Genomic DNA, 12,814 nt, shown 5'->3' with positions numbered 1-12,814 from the left:
GAAGCTCTATTATTTCCTTCTCGTGTTCCTGAATGTGGCTGTATTTTCTGGGCATAGCAAAAACCTCCTGTAGTAGTTTTATTCTACCACAGGAGGCCTTCTTTTTTCACTGTCTACTTTTACTGGAGCAGTTCAGTTTAAAGCCGCCCTTTTCGTAAATTTCTATGTTGTTGGAACTTCTTGTCCTTTTTCGAGTTCACAGGTATACCAGTCATCACCGACCGAACGAAATCCCATGGACAAGAACATTTTCTGACTTTGTGTATTGAACGAATATATTCGTGCTTTAGCCTCCTTCAGCCCTTTTTCCTTGGCCAGCTCCATGATATCCTTCACGCACCGCCGGCCTATATGCTGGTTCTGGTATCCCTTACAGACTACAATTGCAATCTCGCCGTCAGATCTCAAAGTAACATCTCCAACGAGGCATCCCTTATATTCAATATAATAGCAGTCTCCATGGGTGGACAGATAGCGGTACATCGCCTTCAACTTATCCAGTGTGTACACACAATCGATATCATCCACCTGCTTGCACAGCTGAGGGTCCTGATACCACTTCAACGCCACTTCTTCATTGGGATAATAGGGCACCAATCGGATTTCCTCATCCACGATACGCTCCATTCCATTGCCACTCCCTTTTTGACTTACACTTTTTAGGGTCACGGATGCTTTTTGACGCTTACCACTCGCCACTGGCCTGTTTCATCTTTTTCCACACGCCAAAGAGACGAAATGTTTTTGCTTTCGGAAATCATACTGCCCTGTTCATCCAGGGCCTTGCTGGAATAAAATACCCAGAGATAACCGTCTGCGTCATTAAGGTGTGCAGACCACAGCTCCAGGCTATTGAACCAAATGCTATCCGCTTTTTTGAAAAAATACAAATCAAAGCCCGCAGAACTGCCACTTGCCATTATAACAGGACTGGGCGTTGTCGATCATCCAGCGACCCTCTACCAGCCGCATAAGAAAACGGTAGTAGAAAACATCCTCCTCTGCATAAAGCCAGAATTTGTTCTTTGCAGCCTTCTCTCCCACAGTCAGGCGGCAGCCCTGATAGGTTCCGCCGGCCTGGAAGGAAAGCGAAATCGGACGTCACCCCGGACGGGGCTTCCAGCTTACCCGCCGGGAGAACAGCTGATCGATCTCAGCCCGGACGTTTGGGTCATCAAGTCCTTTTGCAGCCGCAAGTTTTTCCCAACGGGTCATTTCCTCGAAAAAGTCCTGCAGTGCTGCGATGGGGCCCACCAGCTCAGGGCTGTCCAGAGGCAGCCTGTTTTTCATATTTTTATAGGTCCGGGCATCCTCAAAGATTTTCTTTTGTTCCTGGGTAAACAGCCCTGCCCGGCCCTTTTCATCAAAGTTGTCCATATCATGAACAACCAGCTTATCCCGCCAGGAAATAGCCATCAGCCCCTGGAATGTAACCTGCGGGCAGGCGGCAATGTAGATGTCTGTGAGTTTTGAAATCTGAGCAGCCTGTGAGAGTCCTTCGTCGTCCAGCGCCGTTCGCTGCAAAAACAATGTTTTGACCGGAAGGTCTTTCAGCAAAGACAAGCCATGCCCCTTGATCTGTCCGCCCCGCAGCAGGGCCAGAGTTGTCAGCTGTGAAAGCTGCGCGAGTACCGAAAAGCATTCATCCCCAAAGGGAGCGTCATCCAGATAAACCTGTTTCAGCTTCGGGCATTGACGCACAGCTTCCCGTAATGTGTCTAGATTCAGAGCCACTTCGACCTGGACTTGGTGATTGCAGAGATAAGATCCATTCTGGTATTCCAGACAGGAAGTATTGGAAGGAAACGTCAGCATCGTATTCTCCCTCGCTCTCCAAGCTCTTTTTATTGACGTGCTACGCTGTCATATGCCCCGTATTTATATCTTGGGTGGATCTCCTGGCACCGCCCAGCTGACCCCGGGAAGCGGCTCCCCTGTCTGGCAGAAGTACAGCAGAACCTGTTCGATCTGCCCGCCGTTTTTGCAGAGATATCCTTTCCAGCTCTTGGCTCGTTTGTTCCAGCAGAGCAGCCGCTGCTGGTCTCTACGATATTCCAAAACCGCCCCGCCCTTTTCCCATTGAACGCGCAGGGAGGCATCTCCCATGATTCCGTACGCCCAGCGACAGGTGCCCTCTCCAAGTTTCCGGGCAACCGCAGCGGCCTGTTCTGCATTTGGGCGGCAAGCGTGGAGCAGCGGTATTTCACGGCCCGGGCTTTTTTGCAGTGCATCCGTTCTCTCTGTTTCGACCCAGCAGAGCAAACAATCCCCTGTCAGCCCATCCGACACAGTGGGCAGAGTTTTTTCCTCCGAACGGATGGCAGCCGGAAGACCTTCCAGCATCGGGAACAACGCCGGCGGATCATAGCGCACCGGGAACGTTAAGGGCTGCGGGTCCACCAATTTTTCAGGATGGATCAAATCGAATCTAAGCAGTTCTGCACGGTGCAGCCAGGGCATTTCCTGGAGAAGCGTGCAGTCAAACGCCTGCCGCTGCGGCGGCATCACAGAAATAGATTCCAGGTTCTTGCACTCTTTCAAAAAGCTATAGTCATTCACAGGATAGCGATGAACCTCAAAAGTGCGCAGTTTGCCCATCCACCGCACAGGCTCCCATGCACCCCGTTCCAGTGTCAGGAAATCCGGCACCCCCTGCGCTTCAAGATATCCTCCAAGCGGGGAACGGCTCTCGCCGCAGAGAAGGCGCTTCATGGGATACAGATCCTGCACCGACGTGGGCAGCCTGCCGAGATAACGCACGATGGCGGTCAGAAGATATGGGTCGATCTTTATTTTCTCTTGCATCATCGAGCACCTTCTTCAAGCAAGATGGTTCTTTGTACAAAGCCTGGAAGCACCTCTGTTTTGTGGTTTAAAGAGGCGCTTTTCCGTATGATCTGATTATATCAAAAGGCGCCTGACAAATCCATCACTTACTCCGGTTTTATGTATGGGCGGCCTGACCGCCCTTTTATTGTGCGCCCTTATAAAACAGGCCGCTCCCCAGAGCGAGGAGCGGCCTGTTTTGGGTAATCCTACAGCGTTTGAGTCAATGGGTAATCCCGGGCAGAATCTATCCTGCATTTTCTGCCCTAATTTTTAGAGTATTATATGGCAAAATCTTCCAGGAATGTGGTTTCTGAACCATCGAAATCGCAAACCACAGAGGTTTCCGGCCAGGGATATTCCTGCTCTGCCTGCCGCTGGGTCAGCGCAACCAGGTGATCGATGTTGCACAGGCTGAGCAGACAGAAGATCACCGCCGCCAGGCGGATCCCCCACACCACCGCCCCAAAGGGCCGCAGCAGGCTGGCAATGGACAATGCCGACCAAATCGTCACCACCGTGATGGCATACCCGGCCAGCACACGCAGACTGGTGAGGCCAAACCGGGAGATATACAGCCACAGTTTGGAAAAGGCAATGGCCGCAAACAAAAGGTTTGCTGTGCAGAGGACAATCCCCAGGCCCCGCAGTCCCCGGCTTTGACGCAGGGGCGTGCGGCAAAGTTTGGCCGCCGCTGCCAGAACCGACAAATTAACCAGGGCGATCTGCAGCATTTCAAAGAATCCCCGACGGGCGTATTCCGCCGCCGTGTATGCCTGGGGCAGAACGCCGGCAAACCCCGCTGTAAGATAGTTGATCTGCGACAAAAAGAAGATCAGATACAGCCCGCAGAGCATGGCCAGGGCCACCATCGGCGTCTGCCGGGGAATCAGCCGCAGCTTGTCAAACGAATCATAGACCATACGTTCTGTGATCCGATTTTGCTTTTCCTTCAGGTGCTTGGCACCATAAAACAGACCATAAAACCAGCAGGCAAAAAAGAGTTCGAGAAAAAGCCAGCCCGGTGAAAGGAAATCCGCCAGAATTTCCGGCAGGCTGAACCGTGCCAGCCAGCTCTCCAGGCTGCCGGTCATCTGCTGGAAAGCAGCGTCAGCCGTTACAAGCGTGGTAAAAGCCCATCCCAGCACCGGCAGGGCGCAGACGGCTCCCAACAGCCCCCACCAGATTCCCCTGCTTTTGGGTTTGGGCAGGGTTTTCCCTACGCCGTAAAAAAGCGCCTGGAACAGCCGGTGGAAATTGGAAAAAGGAATGCCAAACCAGCCCCGCAGCAGATCCAGCGGCAGCAGCGCTCCCACAGGCAGGGCCACCGCTCCTCCGCAGCGCACCAGCGCCCACTGAGCAGCCGCCAGGTGGGAGAGCAGGAATGGGAAAAACGCAAGTTCCTGGTTTCCAAACAGGCCGCAGCCAATGGACTGGCTCAGAAAGACCGCCGCCCAAAACCAGCTTTCCCGCGGGCATTCTATACGGCAGAGCCGGGCTGATGCCTCTATGCATACAAAGAAGCAGCCCAGTACCGCCGCCAGCACCCACCGCCCCTGTTGGTACAGAACCGCGGGCGGTTCCAGCATCCACCGCGCATAGAGAACTCCCATCCCAAGGCAAAGCAGGGCGGCGACGCGCTCCCCTTTTTCAAGTTGAAACGTTGTTTTTGCAGCGCGTTTTGGGACCGCACAGCCGGGGCCGGCAGGCAAAATCGCCCCGGAAGATCCCGGAACACAAACGGCGTTATCTCTACGGATATCCATCAGTGCAACCTCCTTTTTCGTTGCAGGAAATGTCATTCGTCGGGAAGATATTCCAACAGATCGGCAGGCTGGCACTGCAGCTCCCGGCAAAGTGCTTCCAGCGTAGAAAACCGCACAGCCCGGGCCTTATTATTTTTGAGAATGGAAAGGTTGGCAGGAGTAATGCCGATCCGCGCGGCAAGCTCCCCCGCGGAGATTTTTCGCTTGGCCATCATAACGTCCAGATTCACAACAATGGGCATTCTCTCTCCCCCTTTCAGATGGTGTAATCTGCGTCTTCCTGCAGCAGAAGCGCCTGCTGGAAGACGTTTTTCACAACCCGCACGATCAGCGCCATAAAGGCTGCACAGGCTGCAATGACAAAAAAGGGAAGATAATAAAATCCGCTGATCAGGCAGATAACCGCTCCCACGGCACAGCCCCAGCTGATCCGCCGCAGCAGCTGAACATTGTGGGGAACGAAAACATTGCCGCCCTGAATGTTTTCCAGCAGCCGCCAGAGCTTCCAGAGAATGTAAAGGGCAGGCACTCCGCCAGCATAAAGCGTGGCCTGCAGCAGACTCTCCGCCTGGTGTTCCAGCGGAACACGGCTGAACGCAACAAACGTCTTTACCAGCCAGGGGGCTGATATCAAAATAGCCAAAGCTGCCGCTCCAAACAACACCACGCACAGCCGGGACAGCCGAATGCTGTTTTTGCTGCTCCAATTCATATCCAAAACCTCCTGTTTTTGTTTGTGGCTCCATCATATCACATGTTGCATTGAATTGCAATATGTTTTTATCGAAATTCGATAATTTCATATTGTTTTAAAGAATCACCTCCATTTCCCGGCCGCACTGGGTCCCGGACGTTTTTCAATGCGCTCCTGAATGTGGTTTCGTAAAATAAATACAACAAACAGGCGACTTTATCGCCAGAATATGATAGAATATTATAAAAGGAGATTATGCCGCGGAAGTCTTGAAACCGCCCAAGAAAGTCCGCATGGTCTGTTATGACATCCTAGGTGGCAAGGATGACGCCCCAGTCCCGCCGGAAGCGCCAATATTGGAAGAAAACGAGGAGGCCGAGACTATGGATATGAAGCAATGTCAAATTGGACATGAGAACCACGAGCACCAGAAGATCGTCGACGCCCTGCCCACTCTGCCTGAAGCAGAGCGCACTCCGGAAACCGACACGGAGCCAGCCGGGGCGATCTACTCCAAAGAGGAAACGGCGGCGGTGGAAAACCACATCCGGCAGTACTTCGGCAAGTTTGAAACGCTATTCCATGAGCCGGATTCTTCGGACATTCATACGGACATCTGCCTGGTGCCGCCCACCAAGGAGCGGGACTACTGTATTCTGGTCACCATGGGGCTGGGAACTCACCGGATGAATGTACCGCCGGAACAGACTGGGCACAAATTGGGCCGGGCAGAGCTGGCCATCGCCCTGCCGGCAGGGTGGAAGCGAACGTCTGAAAATTTCAAGGACGACCGGTGGTACTGGCCGGTTCATCTGCTGAAGGACCTGGCTCGCCTGTCCCTCGGCGGTGTATGGCTGCACCGGGGTTACGTCGCCGACCATCAGAAGCCTTTCGCAGCCAACACCTGGCTTTGTGCAGCGTTACTGACCGAGCCATTCAGCGCGGCGCCGGGCGGCGCAGTCTGTCCCCTGCCCGGCGGTGAGGCAGTCCATTTTTATCAGGTTCTACCCCTCTATCGGGATGAGTTGAAATACAGTCTGGAACACGGTACAGATGCTCTGCTGGAAAAAATGGCCGCCATCGGTTTTGTGGTGCGGCCCGACCGCCCCGACGCCATCACGCGGGGCATCCTGCGTCGGGCGGAGGATGCGGCGGACGACATTTTGGAAATGGATAACGGAATCTGGCACCTTGCGACCCTTCGAAAGAAAAAACTGCCGGTGGATGAACGCAACGCTTTCAGCCACATGACCATCTATCTGCGCTGGTGCATGGAACACGACCTGATGGGTGCAGCCTTTCTCGAGGACTACGGCAGCATTGTAAAAGAGGTCAAAACCAATCCCGGCAGTGTAGACCTGCGGGTTTTCCTTCGGGACAAGCTGAACGGTCAGCTCCTGAGCATTATTTTCAACCGGACAGGCCGGGCCTTCGCCGCGTATTACTACGGCTATACCGATGATCCTCCCCACTATCCCAGTGACATCGACTACTACGCCGTTGGGGTGATTGGTCAAAAGCGCAATTACTCGGACGAAATCCAGGATGAAGCCTACCTGTTTCTTCCTTTTGACGAAGAATATTACCAGGCCATGGCACAGATCATCGACCGGCGTTTTGCCGGCTGGCAGAGGCAGGGCTTCGACGAAAACACGCTGGAGCCTTCCGATCTGGCCCGGGCTTTGATGGAGTATCTGGACTGTGAATGCACCTATTTCCCCTCCATGAAGGACGACAATCCCATCTCGGCAGCTTACAGCTATGCTCTGCGGGACAGCACCCACGAGGGCTTTGTGCCGGTGCTCATCCGGGCAGATGATGAAATCCTGTGGGAGTGCCTGGTGATGAATTCCGACCCGGACAGCGGTGGCGAGGACAACTATGCCTTCGTCCCGGACAAGGTGGCCGAATACCGAAAGAAGATGCTCTCCTCCCCCATCCTGGACGGCAAGGTGGTTCTGGAAGAAATGATCGGCCAGCGCCGGGAGGAAGCCGAGGACGACGCTATGGACTGGGAGGAAAAAATCCTGGGCCAGATGAAGGGCGGCTGCAAGAACGATCGCTTCTCCAGCTACTGGGACAGCAATTGTGAGATGACCTATCCCCTGATTCTGGCGAAGATCCCGGTGGAGCACCCCTGGGAAATCTTCGCTTACCTGCCCTTTGGCAACTGGAACGAGTGTCCAGACACGCCAGAGCTGATGGCGGCGGCAAAATACTGGTTCGAGCAGTACGGCGCAGTGCCCGCCGTCATGAGCCACGATGAACTGGAGTTTGTCCTCCCCGCCCCCGTTCCAAAGGAAAAAGCCATGGAGACAGCGGTGGAGCAGTATGGATTCTGCCCCGATGTCATCGACCAGGGGCCCGAGGATGCAACTGTCGGCGCTCTGGCAGACACGCTGCAGCAGTCCACGGTCTGGTATTTCTGGTGGGACTAGAGAAAGTCCCTCTGTACCTCCCAGAAGAAACACGCAAAAAGGAGATAGCTCCCCTTTCCGGGAAGTCTATCTCCTTTTATCTGTTTTTTGTTTCAATCCGCCGCCCTGCATCGCGGTTTCAAACGTTCAACGCCTACAGGTTCATTGTACTGCCAGCAAAAACAAAGACCAAATATATAAGTATCCGAAAAATAAAAGCAGGAAATCATTTCTGATTTCCTGCCCCGCTCCGCCCATAAAGCCGACACTGCTTCATGGGACTTGCTGCATTTCTTTATTCCGGCTGTTTTTGCACTTCATAGATCAGCGCACTGTTTTCGGCTGTGATATAGAAAGTATTGTTTGGAGCATCCCATGCAAGATGGCTATTGAAGCCCACTGTTTTGCCCTGTTCAAAGGGAAACTGTGCGATGGTTTCGATGTAGTTTCCCTGAAGGTCAAAGTGATCCAGACGATTCCAAAGAGAAGAAAGCAGATAGAGTTGGTCATCCGCCACGACAAAATCCGAGACACTGTACATATACGGCAATTTTATCTTGGATTTCAGCGTTCCATCTTCAAAAATCAGCAGACTATTTTCTCCACTTTCGGCATTGGTCCGCTCAGCACTTACTTCTGTGAATTCATACTGATTGATCGCATAGATCGTTTCGTTGCAGGCATATACTGGCCCCCAAAACATATCCGTAAGGGACTCAATATCCTTTTGATTGTCCATCTGGTACACTCCTGCATCTTTGCTGAGATCCTGAACGCTAAACACAATCTCATCCGGGGACAGCAAAGCCAGGTGGGCATATTTTTCTTTTTTGGACGCGCTGAAATTCAACAGCCTGGAAGAAGAAACCGGCGTACCGTCTAGGTTCAGCACCTGAAGCCGGTTATTACCGGAATCCAGCACATACATTTTTCCATTATCCACAACAAGGTCGGTGGGAGAAGAAAACTCCCCAGCATCTCGCCCTGCGCTGCCTATCGCCTCCTCCACCTGAAAGTCACGATCCAGAACAACGACCTGTTGCTCTGATGTGCTGCACAGATAGATTTTCCCGTCGCTGCAGTCGATTCCTCCAGGTTTACTGATTCCCAACGCCTGGCTGGAATGCTCCGTCACTCTCCAACCTGCAGAGAGGACAGGCTCGATAAACTCCGGTTTCACGTCATTTGACATAGAGCTTGCATTCATTGCTGCAGGAGGATCGGATACCGCCAGAGCCTGGGTCAAACATCCGATCATACAGACCATGCAGGAGAAAACCGCCAGCGCGCACAAAGTACGAACATTATTCCCGCGGTTTGTTTTTCGTTTCATCCTCATACAAAATTCCTCCTTGCAGAATAAAATCCATGATGCTCCATTTGTTTTCAGTATACAGCGCTGGAATATGGATTGCAACTTTTTTGCAATGAAATACGGAAATTTTGCATTGAATCCGGGATAATCTTTCCCAACCTTCCCGAACTCATTGTGCATCATCTCCCCTTCTTCATTGAATTGTTCATACTTGCAAAATACAATGGAAATATCAAACCCAGGCAAAGGAGGATTTCTTTTGGACAAGCGCACAAAAGTAAAAGTCATCACCACCATTTTCTGTCTTATTTTCAGCGTTTTCGCTCTATATACCTTTCTCTTTGTCGCCGATGTATCCACCGGCTGGCGAATCGTTTTGGTCGTCATTGCGATTTTCTGGATTCTCTCCGGGATTTTAAATTTGATCGAGTATTTTGGGCCCAAAAAATGACCGGTAGAGCGGGTTCCGGGTGGACGGAGCACCGTCGTTTTTAAGCCATTTTATCATATCTACAGCATTTTCAAACCGGACAGCAAATTAATTTCACAAACAAGAATTCTTTCCACCACCCTCAGCACCGGAAAAGGGCGGCAGTATTCTTTATCCAAAAACAGGAGCCTCTCGGCTGCAGCTCCTGTTTTCCATTCAACCTTTCCCCAGGCCGACGTCCAGATAACGGCACATCTGTGCCGCCGGGCGGTTTTCTTGTCTTGTGATTGAACTGCATGCGACTTTGGAATATACTAAACCAAAAGCAAAAGGAAGTGTGCCCCCATGGAATACTCAAAAGAGGACCTGACCGAAGCCAAGCGTCAAATTGATTCCACCCTGCACAAACTGAGAGAGGTCGTAAAGACCTTTGAAGCCAAGGAAACCCCTGCGCGCTACAAGTCCCAAATCACCCTGGCCCAGAGGCGCATCAAAGCCTTTGAGCTGGCAAACGTCCTGATCGAAGCCGAACTGAAAAAATAACCCTTTTCGCTGCAGCTGACGCCGAGCACGGTGAACCGGCGGCAGATTTCGATAGCCTCCAAGCATGGCAAGCCATTCCATATAGGTATTTGCTATCCATCCCGGCCAATGGTACAATAACAGCAGCCATATACCTAATTTACCAGTGTTGTTTCAACCGGGAGGAAGTACCATGAACAAGAAGGTTTTGATCATCTCCACCAGCCCCAGAAAAGGCGGCAACTCGGACGTTTTGGCGGACGAACTGCTCCGCGGGGCCCAGGAAGCCGGCCATTCTGTAGAGAAAGTCACCCTGTACGACAAGACCATCTCTTTCTGTCAGGGGTGCCTTGCCTGCCAGAGTACCCAGCGCTGCACCATTCAGGACGACGCAGCGGCCATCACCCAGAAGATGCTGACCGCAGACGTGATTGTGTTCGCCACCCCCGTCTATTACTACGGCATGTGCGGCCAGATGAAAACCATGCTGGATCGCTCCAATCCCCTGTTCTCCGCTGACTATTCGTTCCGGGACATCTACCTGCTGGCCGCAGCAGCGGAAGAAGACCCCCACACGGTAGACGGCACCGTCACCGGTTTACAGGGTTGGATTGACTGCTTCGAAAAAGCCCATCTGGCCGGCACCGTTTTTGCCGGCGGCGTGACCTCCGTGGGGGACATCAAGGATCATCCCGCCCTGAAGCAGGCCTACGAGACCGGCAAGAACATCTGACTCTACATTACAGTCCTCGCATACACAGCCATTCCACAACCGCAAAACGGGCAGCCGACATACCGGCTGCCCGTTGTTTGTTGTTTTTAGATGGGGAGAATCAGTTCCGCTTTGGCGCCGCGGCCAGTATTGGAGAGCCGCAGGCGGCCGCCATGTTTCCGGGCGATCTGCCCGGCAAAGAAAAGCCCCAGCCCCAGATGCCCCTCCCGGGGCCGGCTGGCATCGCTGGTAAAGAAGGCCTGTTCCCCTTTGGCCAACGCCTCCGCCGAAAAGCCCGGGCCCGTATCCTCCACCGCAATCGTGACGGTTTTCTCTTCCATCGCAATGCAAAGAGAAACCGTCCCGCCGGGCAATGTATACCGCACTGCATTGTCCAGAAGGTTGCTCACCGCTCGGTCAAGGCCGGCGCGGTACACCGACACCGCAAGAGCCGGAACCGGTGAGCAGGCAAAGCGAATCTGTTTCGCCCCGCAGAGGCTCTGCCCCATTCCTTTCCAGCCTTCGGCGAGGCTTTCCATACTTACCCGCTCTTTCTCCTGCTGGGGAGCTGTGTCGGGCAGGGTCATGGCTTGCAGCTGGGCCACATAGTCCTGCAGCCGGACCGCACTGCGCAGGATGGTCTCCACCATTTCCTGCTGGGATGGATTCAGCGCGTCCTCTTGCAGCAATTCCGCGTTGCCGCTGATCAGGGTCAGCGGGGTTTTGAGGTCATGGGTCAGGGCAGCCATCTCCAGACGGCGCTGCTGTTCCATGGTCCACTGACTTTCCAGTGACTGGGCCAGACTGGCCCGGAGCTGGTCCATAGCCTCCAGCGTCTCCCCAAATTCCCGCACCCGGGCCTGTCCCTTCAGCGGGGTGTCCAGCCGCCGGCTGGCAATGGTCTGGGTTGCAGCGGTCAGCAGGGCGGCGTCCCGCCGCAGCAGTCCCGCAAAGTGCCGGGTCAGCAGAAAGCCCGTCAGCAGCCAGGCCGCAAGCAAAAACAGAACTGCACAGGTCTGGAATTCGGGCAGATGTTTCTGCAAACTTTCCAGGCCGTAGGGCATCGAATAGTCGTACTGCACCACGCAGAGTTCCCCTGTGGGCAGCTGCACCGCCCGGTGGTACTGGGCATAGAAAATCCCCTGCCGCACCGAATCCCCCGCCAGAACAGCCTTGGCATAGGACAGCTGCAAGCGGTTCATGTTGCCCGGGTCGGTCAGCTGGCGGTCTTCATCAAAAATTGCCCAGCGATAATAATAAGGGATGTCCTCCGGCGTCTTTGCGCCGGCGCCCAGTTCATACACCAGTTGATCCACCCCGTCGGCGGCAGTGCCGGCCGGGTAGACAAACTTCATCTGCATCAAAAGGACCAGTCCCATCCACCAGAGCACCGCCAGCGCCAGAATCGCCGCACCGGTGGTCAGCAGGTACCGCCAGAACAGGATGGTGAGCCCCGCCGGGCGTTTCATTCGTTTTTCCATTTGTACCCCACTCCCCAGACTGTTTCAATGGGGGACTGCCCCGCCGGGCGCAGCTTGGCCCGGATATTCTTGATATGCTCGGTGACTGCCGAGACATCCGCTGTGCCCTCATAGCCAAAGGCGGCCTGGTACAACTGCTCTTTGGAAAAAATCTGCCCCGGACGCATAGCCAGATGTTCACAGATGGCATATTCACTCCGGGTCAGCCGGATCGGAACGCCCTGATGATACACCATCCGCTCGCTGAGGTCAAAGTCCAGGTCTCCCCGCCGCAGTCGGGTGTGAGGGGTGCGCCGTTCCCGCCGCAGATGGGCCGCCACCCGGGCCCGCAATTCTGCAACCCGGAAGGGTTTGGTCAGGTAATCGTCTCCGCCAATGCCCAGACCGGTCAGAACATCGGCCTCCTCGGTTTTCGCGGTCAAAAACAGAATCGGACAGTCGGCCATGGACCGGATGCGGCGGCACAGGGCAAACCCATCCTCCCCCGGCATCATCACATCCAGCAGGATGCAGTCGGCCCACCGGCAGGCGGCCTGGTCTATTTCAGTCCCGCTCTGATGGGCCGACACCTGGTGGCCGTCCCGTTCCAGAGCAGTCTTCAACAGGGTACAGAGGTCCTTGTCATCATCCACCACCAGAATATGAGCCACA

Annotated in this window: 12 protein-coding genes; 3 read left to right on the top strand and 9 right to left on the bottom strand. The window is 54.1% G+C overall.

Going from position 1 to position 12,814, the window contains the following annotated elements; translation table 11 throughout:
- Positions 1-162: 162 nt before the first annotated feature.
- The 6 genes from B5F27_RS12140 to B5F27_RS12110 all read right to left on the bottom strand — a co-directional run bounded on the left by B5F27_RS12140 (position 163) and on the right by B5F27_RS12110 (position 5,304).
- Positions 163-627: a GNAT family N-acetyltransferase gene (locus B5F27_RS12140; RefSeq protein WP_087368127.1), complete on the bottom strand. Its 465-nt coding sequence runs from the start codon at positions 625-627 to the stop codon at positions 163-165.
- Positions 628-1,101: 474 nt separating this feature from the next.
- Positions 1,102-1,815 carry a hypothetical protein gene (locus B5F27_RS12130; RefSeq protein ID WP_087368120.1) on the bottom strand — a complete coding sequence of 238 codons (714 nt, stop codon included), beginning with the start codon at positions 1,813-1,815 and terminating at the stop codon, positions 1,102-1,104.
- A 63-nt stretch (positions 1,816-1,878) separates the two neighbouring features.
- Positions 1,879-2,808: a hypothetical protein gene (locus tag B5F27_RS12125; protein ID WP_087368117.1), complete on the bottom strand. Its 930-nt coding sequence runs from the start codon at positions 2,806-2,808 to the stop codon at positions 1,879-1,881.
- A 299-nt stretch (positions 2,809-3,107) separates the two neighbouring features.
- Positions 3,108-4,415, bottom strand: a complete 1,308-nt coding sequence (locus B5F27_RS12120) for a DUF4173 domain-containing protein (protein WP_158098247.1) — start codon at positions 4,413-4,415, stop codon at positions 3,108-3,110.
- Between the two features lie 209 nt (positions 4,416-4,624).
- Positions 4,625-4,834: a helix-turn-helix transcriptional regulator gene (locus B5F27_RS12115; RefSeq protein ID WP_087248145.1), complete on the bottom strand. Its 210-nt coding sequence runs from the start codon at positions 4,832-4,834 to the stop codon at positions 4,625-4,627.
- A 14-nt stretch (positions 4,835-4,848) separates the two neighbouring features.
- Positions 4,849-5,304, bottom strand: coding sequence for a DUF2975 domain-containing protein (locus B5F27_RS12110; RefSeq protein ID WP_087248148.1), 456 nt, complete (start codon positions 5,302-5,304; stop codon positions 4,849-4,851).
- Between the two features lie 365 nt (positions 5,305-5,669).
- Between B5F27_RS12110 and B5F27_RS12105 the strand changes: the two genes are divergently transcribed.
- Positions 5,670-7,724: a suppressor of fused domain protein gene (locus tag B5F27_RS12105; RefSeq protein WP_343214639.1), complete on the top strand. Its 2,055-nt coding sequence runs from the start codon at positions 5,670-5,672 to the stop codon at positions 7,722-7,724.
- A 274-nt stretch (positions 7,725-7,998) separates the two neighbouring features.
- On the opposite strand, the gene B5F27_RS12100 is transcribed toward B5F27_RS12105, so the two are convergent.
- Positions 7,999-9,405: a 6-bladed beta-propeller gene (locus B5F27_RS12100; RefSeq protein ID WP_087368106.1), complete on the bottom strand. Its 1,407-nt coding sequence runs from the start codon at positions 9,403-9,405 to the stop codon at positions 7,999-8,001.
- A gap of 388 nt (positions 9,406-9,793) precedes the next feature.
- On the opposite strand from B5F27_RS12100, the gene B5F27_RS12095 reads away from it, so the two are divergent.
- Both B5F27_RS12095 and B5F27_RS12090 read left to right on the top strand, forming a co-directional pair.
- Positions 9,794-9,991 (top strand): hypothetical protein, encoded by a 198-nt coding sequence (locus tag B5F27_RS12095; RefSeq protein ID WP_087368104.1) that lies wholly within the window; start codon positions 9,794-9,796, stop codon positions 9,989-9,991.
- A 172-nt stretch (positions 9,992-10,163) separates the two neighbouring features.
- A complete protein-coding gene (locus B5F27_RS12090; RefSeq protein WP_087368101.1) occupies positions 10,164-10,703 on the top strand; it encodes a flavodoxin family protein in 540 nt (179 codons plus the stop codon).
- A gap of 86 nt (positions 10,704-10,789) precedes the next feature.
- Here B5F27_RS12090 and B5F27_RS12085 read toward each other — a convergent pair whose 3' ends face one another.
- The gene (locus B5F27_RS12085; RefSeq protein WP_242962184.1) at positions 10,790-12,163 is read right to left on the bottom strand and encodes a HAMP domain-containing sensor histidine kinase; all 1,374 of its coding nucleotides are present in this window, start codon (positions 12,161-12,163) and stop codon (positions 10,790-10,792) included.
- Complete coding sequence (locus B5F27_RS12080) at positions 12,148-12,813, bottom strand: response regulator transcription factor (RefSeq protein ID WP_087368095.1); 666 nt, start codon at positions 12,811-12,813, stop codon at positions 12,148-12,150. The genes B5F27_RS12085 and B5F27_RS12080 overlap by 16 nt, the downstream gene beginning before the upstream one ends.
- Position 12,814: the final 1 nt, after the last annotated feature.

Origin of the sequence: Faecalibacterium sp. An192 (assembly GCF_002160175.1) — a bacterium.
Lineage (GTDB): Bacteria > Bacillota > Clostridia > Oscillospirales > Ruminococcaceae > Faecalibacterium.
The sequence above is the reverse complement of the archived record's forward strand: the minus strand, read 5'-3'. Positions and strand labels throughout refer to the sequence as shown.

What these genes read in the sequence shown, in the direction of transcription:
- B5F27_RS12130 (WP_087368120.1), bottom strand. Translation starts at nt 1,815, where the DNA reads ATGCTGACGTTTCCTTCCAATACTTCCTGTCTGGAATACCAGAATGGA.
- B5F27_RS12110 (WP_087248148.1), bottom strand. Translation starts at nt 5,304, where the DNA reads ATGAATTGGAGCAGCAAAAACAGCATTCGGCTGTCCCGGCTGTGCGTG.
- B5F27_RS12140 (WP_087368127.1), bottom strand. Translation starts at nt 627, where the DNA reads ATGGAGCGTATCGTGGATGAGGAAATCCGATTGGTGCCCTATTATCCC.
- B5F27_RS12120 (WP_158098247.1), bottom strand. Translation starts at nt 4,415, where the DNA reads ATGCTGGAACCGCCCGCGGTTCTGTACCAACAGGGGCGGTGGGTGCTG.
- B5F27_RS12105 (WP_343214639.1), top strand. Translation starts at nt 5,670, where the DNA reads ATGGATATGAAGCAATGTCAAATTGGACATGAGAACCACGAGCACCAG.
- B5F27_RS12085 (WP_242962184.1), bottom strand. Translation starts at nt 12,163, where the DNA reads ATGGAAAAACGAATGAAACGCCCGGCGGGGCTCACCATCCTGTTCTGG.
- B5F27_RS12115 (WP_087248145.1), bottom strand. Translation starts at nt 4,834, where the DNA reads ATGCCCATTGTTGTGAATCTGGACGTTATGATGGCCAAGCGAAAAATC.
- B5F27_RS12100 (WP_087368106.1), bottom strand. Translation starts at nt 9,405, where the DNA reads ATGACGACCAAAACGATTCGCCAGCCGGTGGATACATCGGCGACAAAG.
- B5F27_RS12095 (WP_087368104.1), top strand. Translation starts at nt 9,794, where the DNA reads ATGGAATACTCAAAAGAGGACCTGACCGAAGCCAAGCGTCAAATTGAT.
- B5F27_RS12090 (WP_087368101.1), top strand. Translation starts at nt 10,164, where the DNA reads ATGAACAAGAAGGTTTTGATCATCTCCACCAGCCCCAGAAAAGGCGGC.
- B5F27_RS12125 (WP_087368117.1), bottom strand. Translation starts at nt 2,808, where the DNA reads ATGATGCAAGAGAAAATAAAGATCGACCCATATCTTCTGACCGCCATC.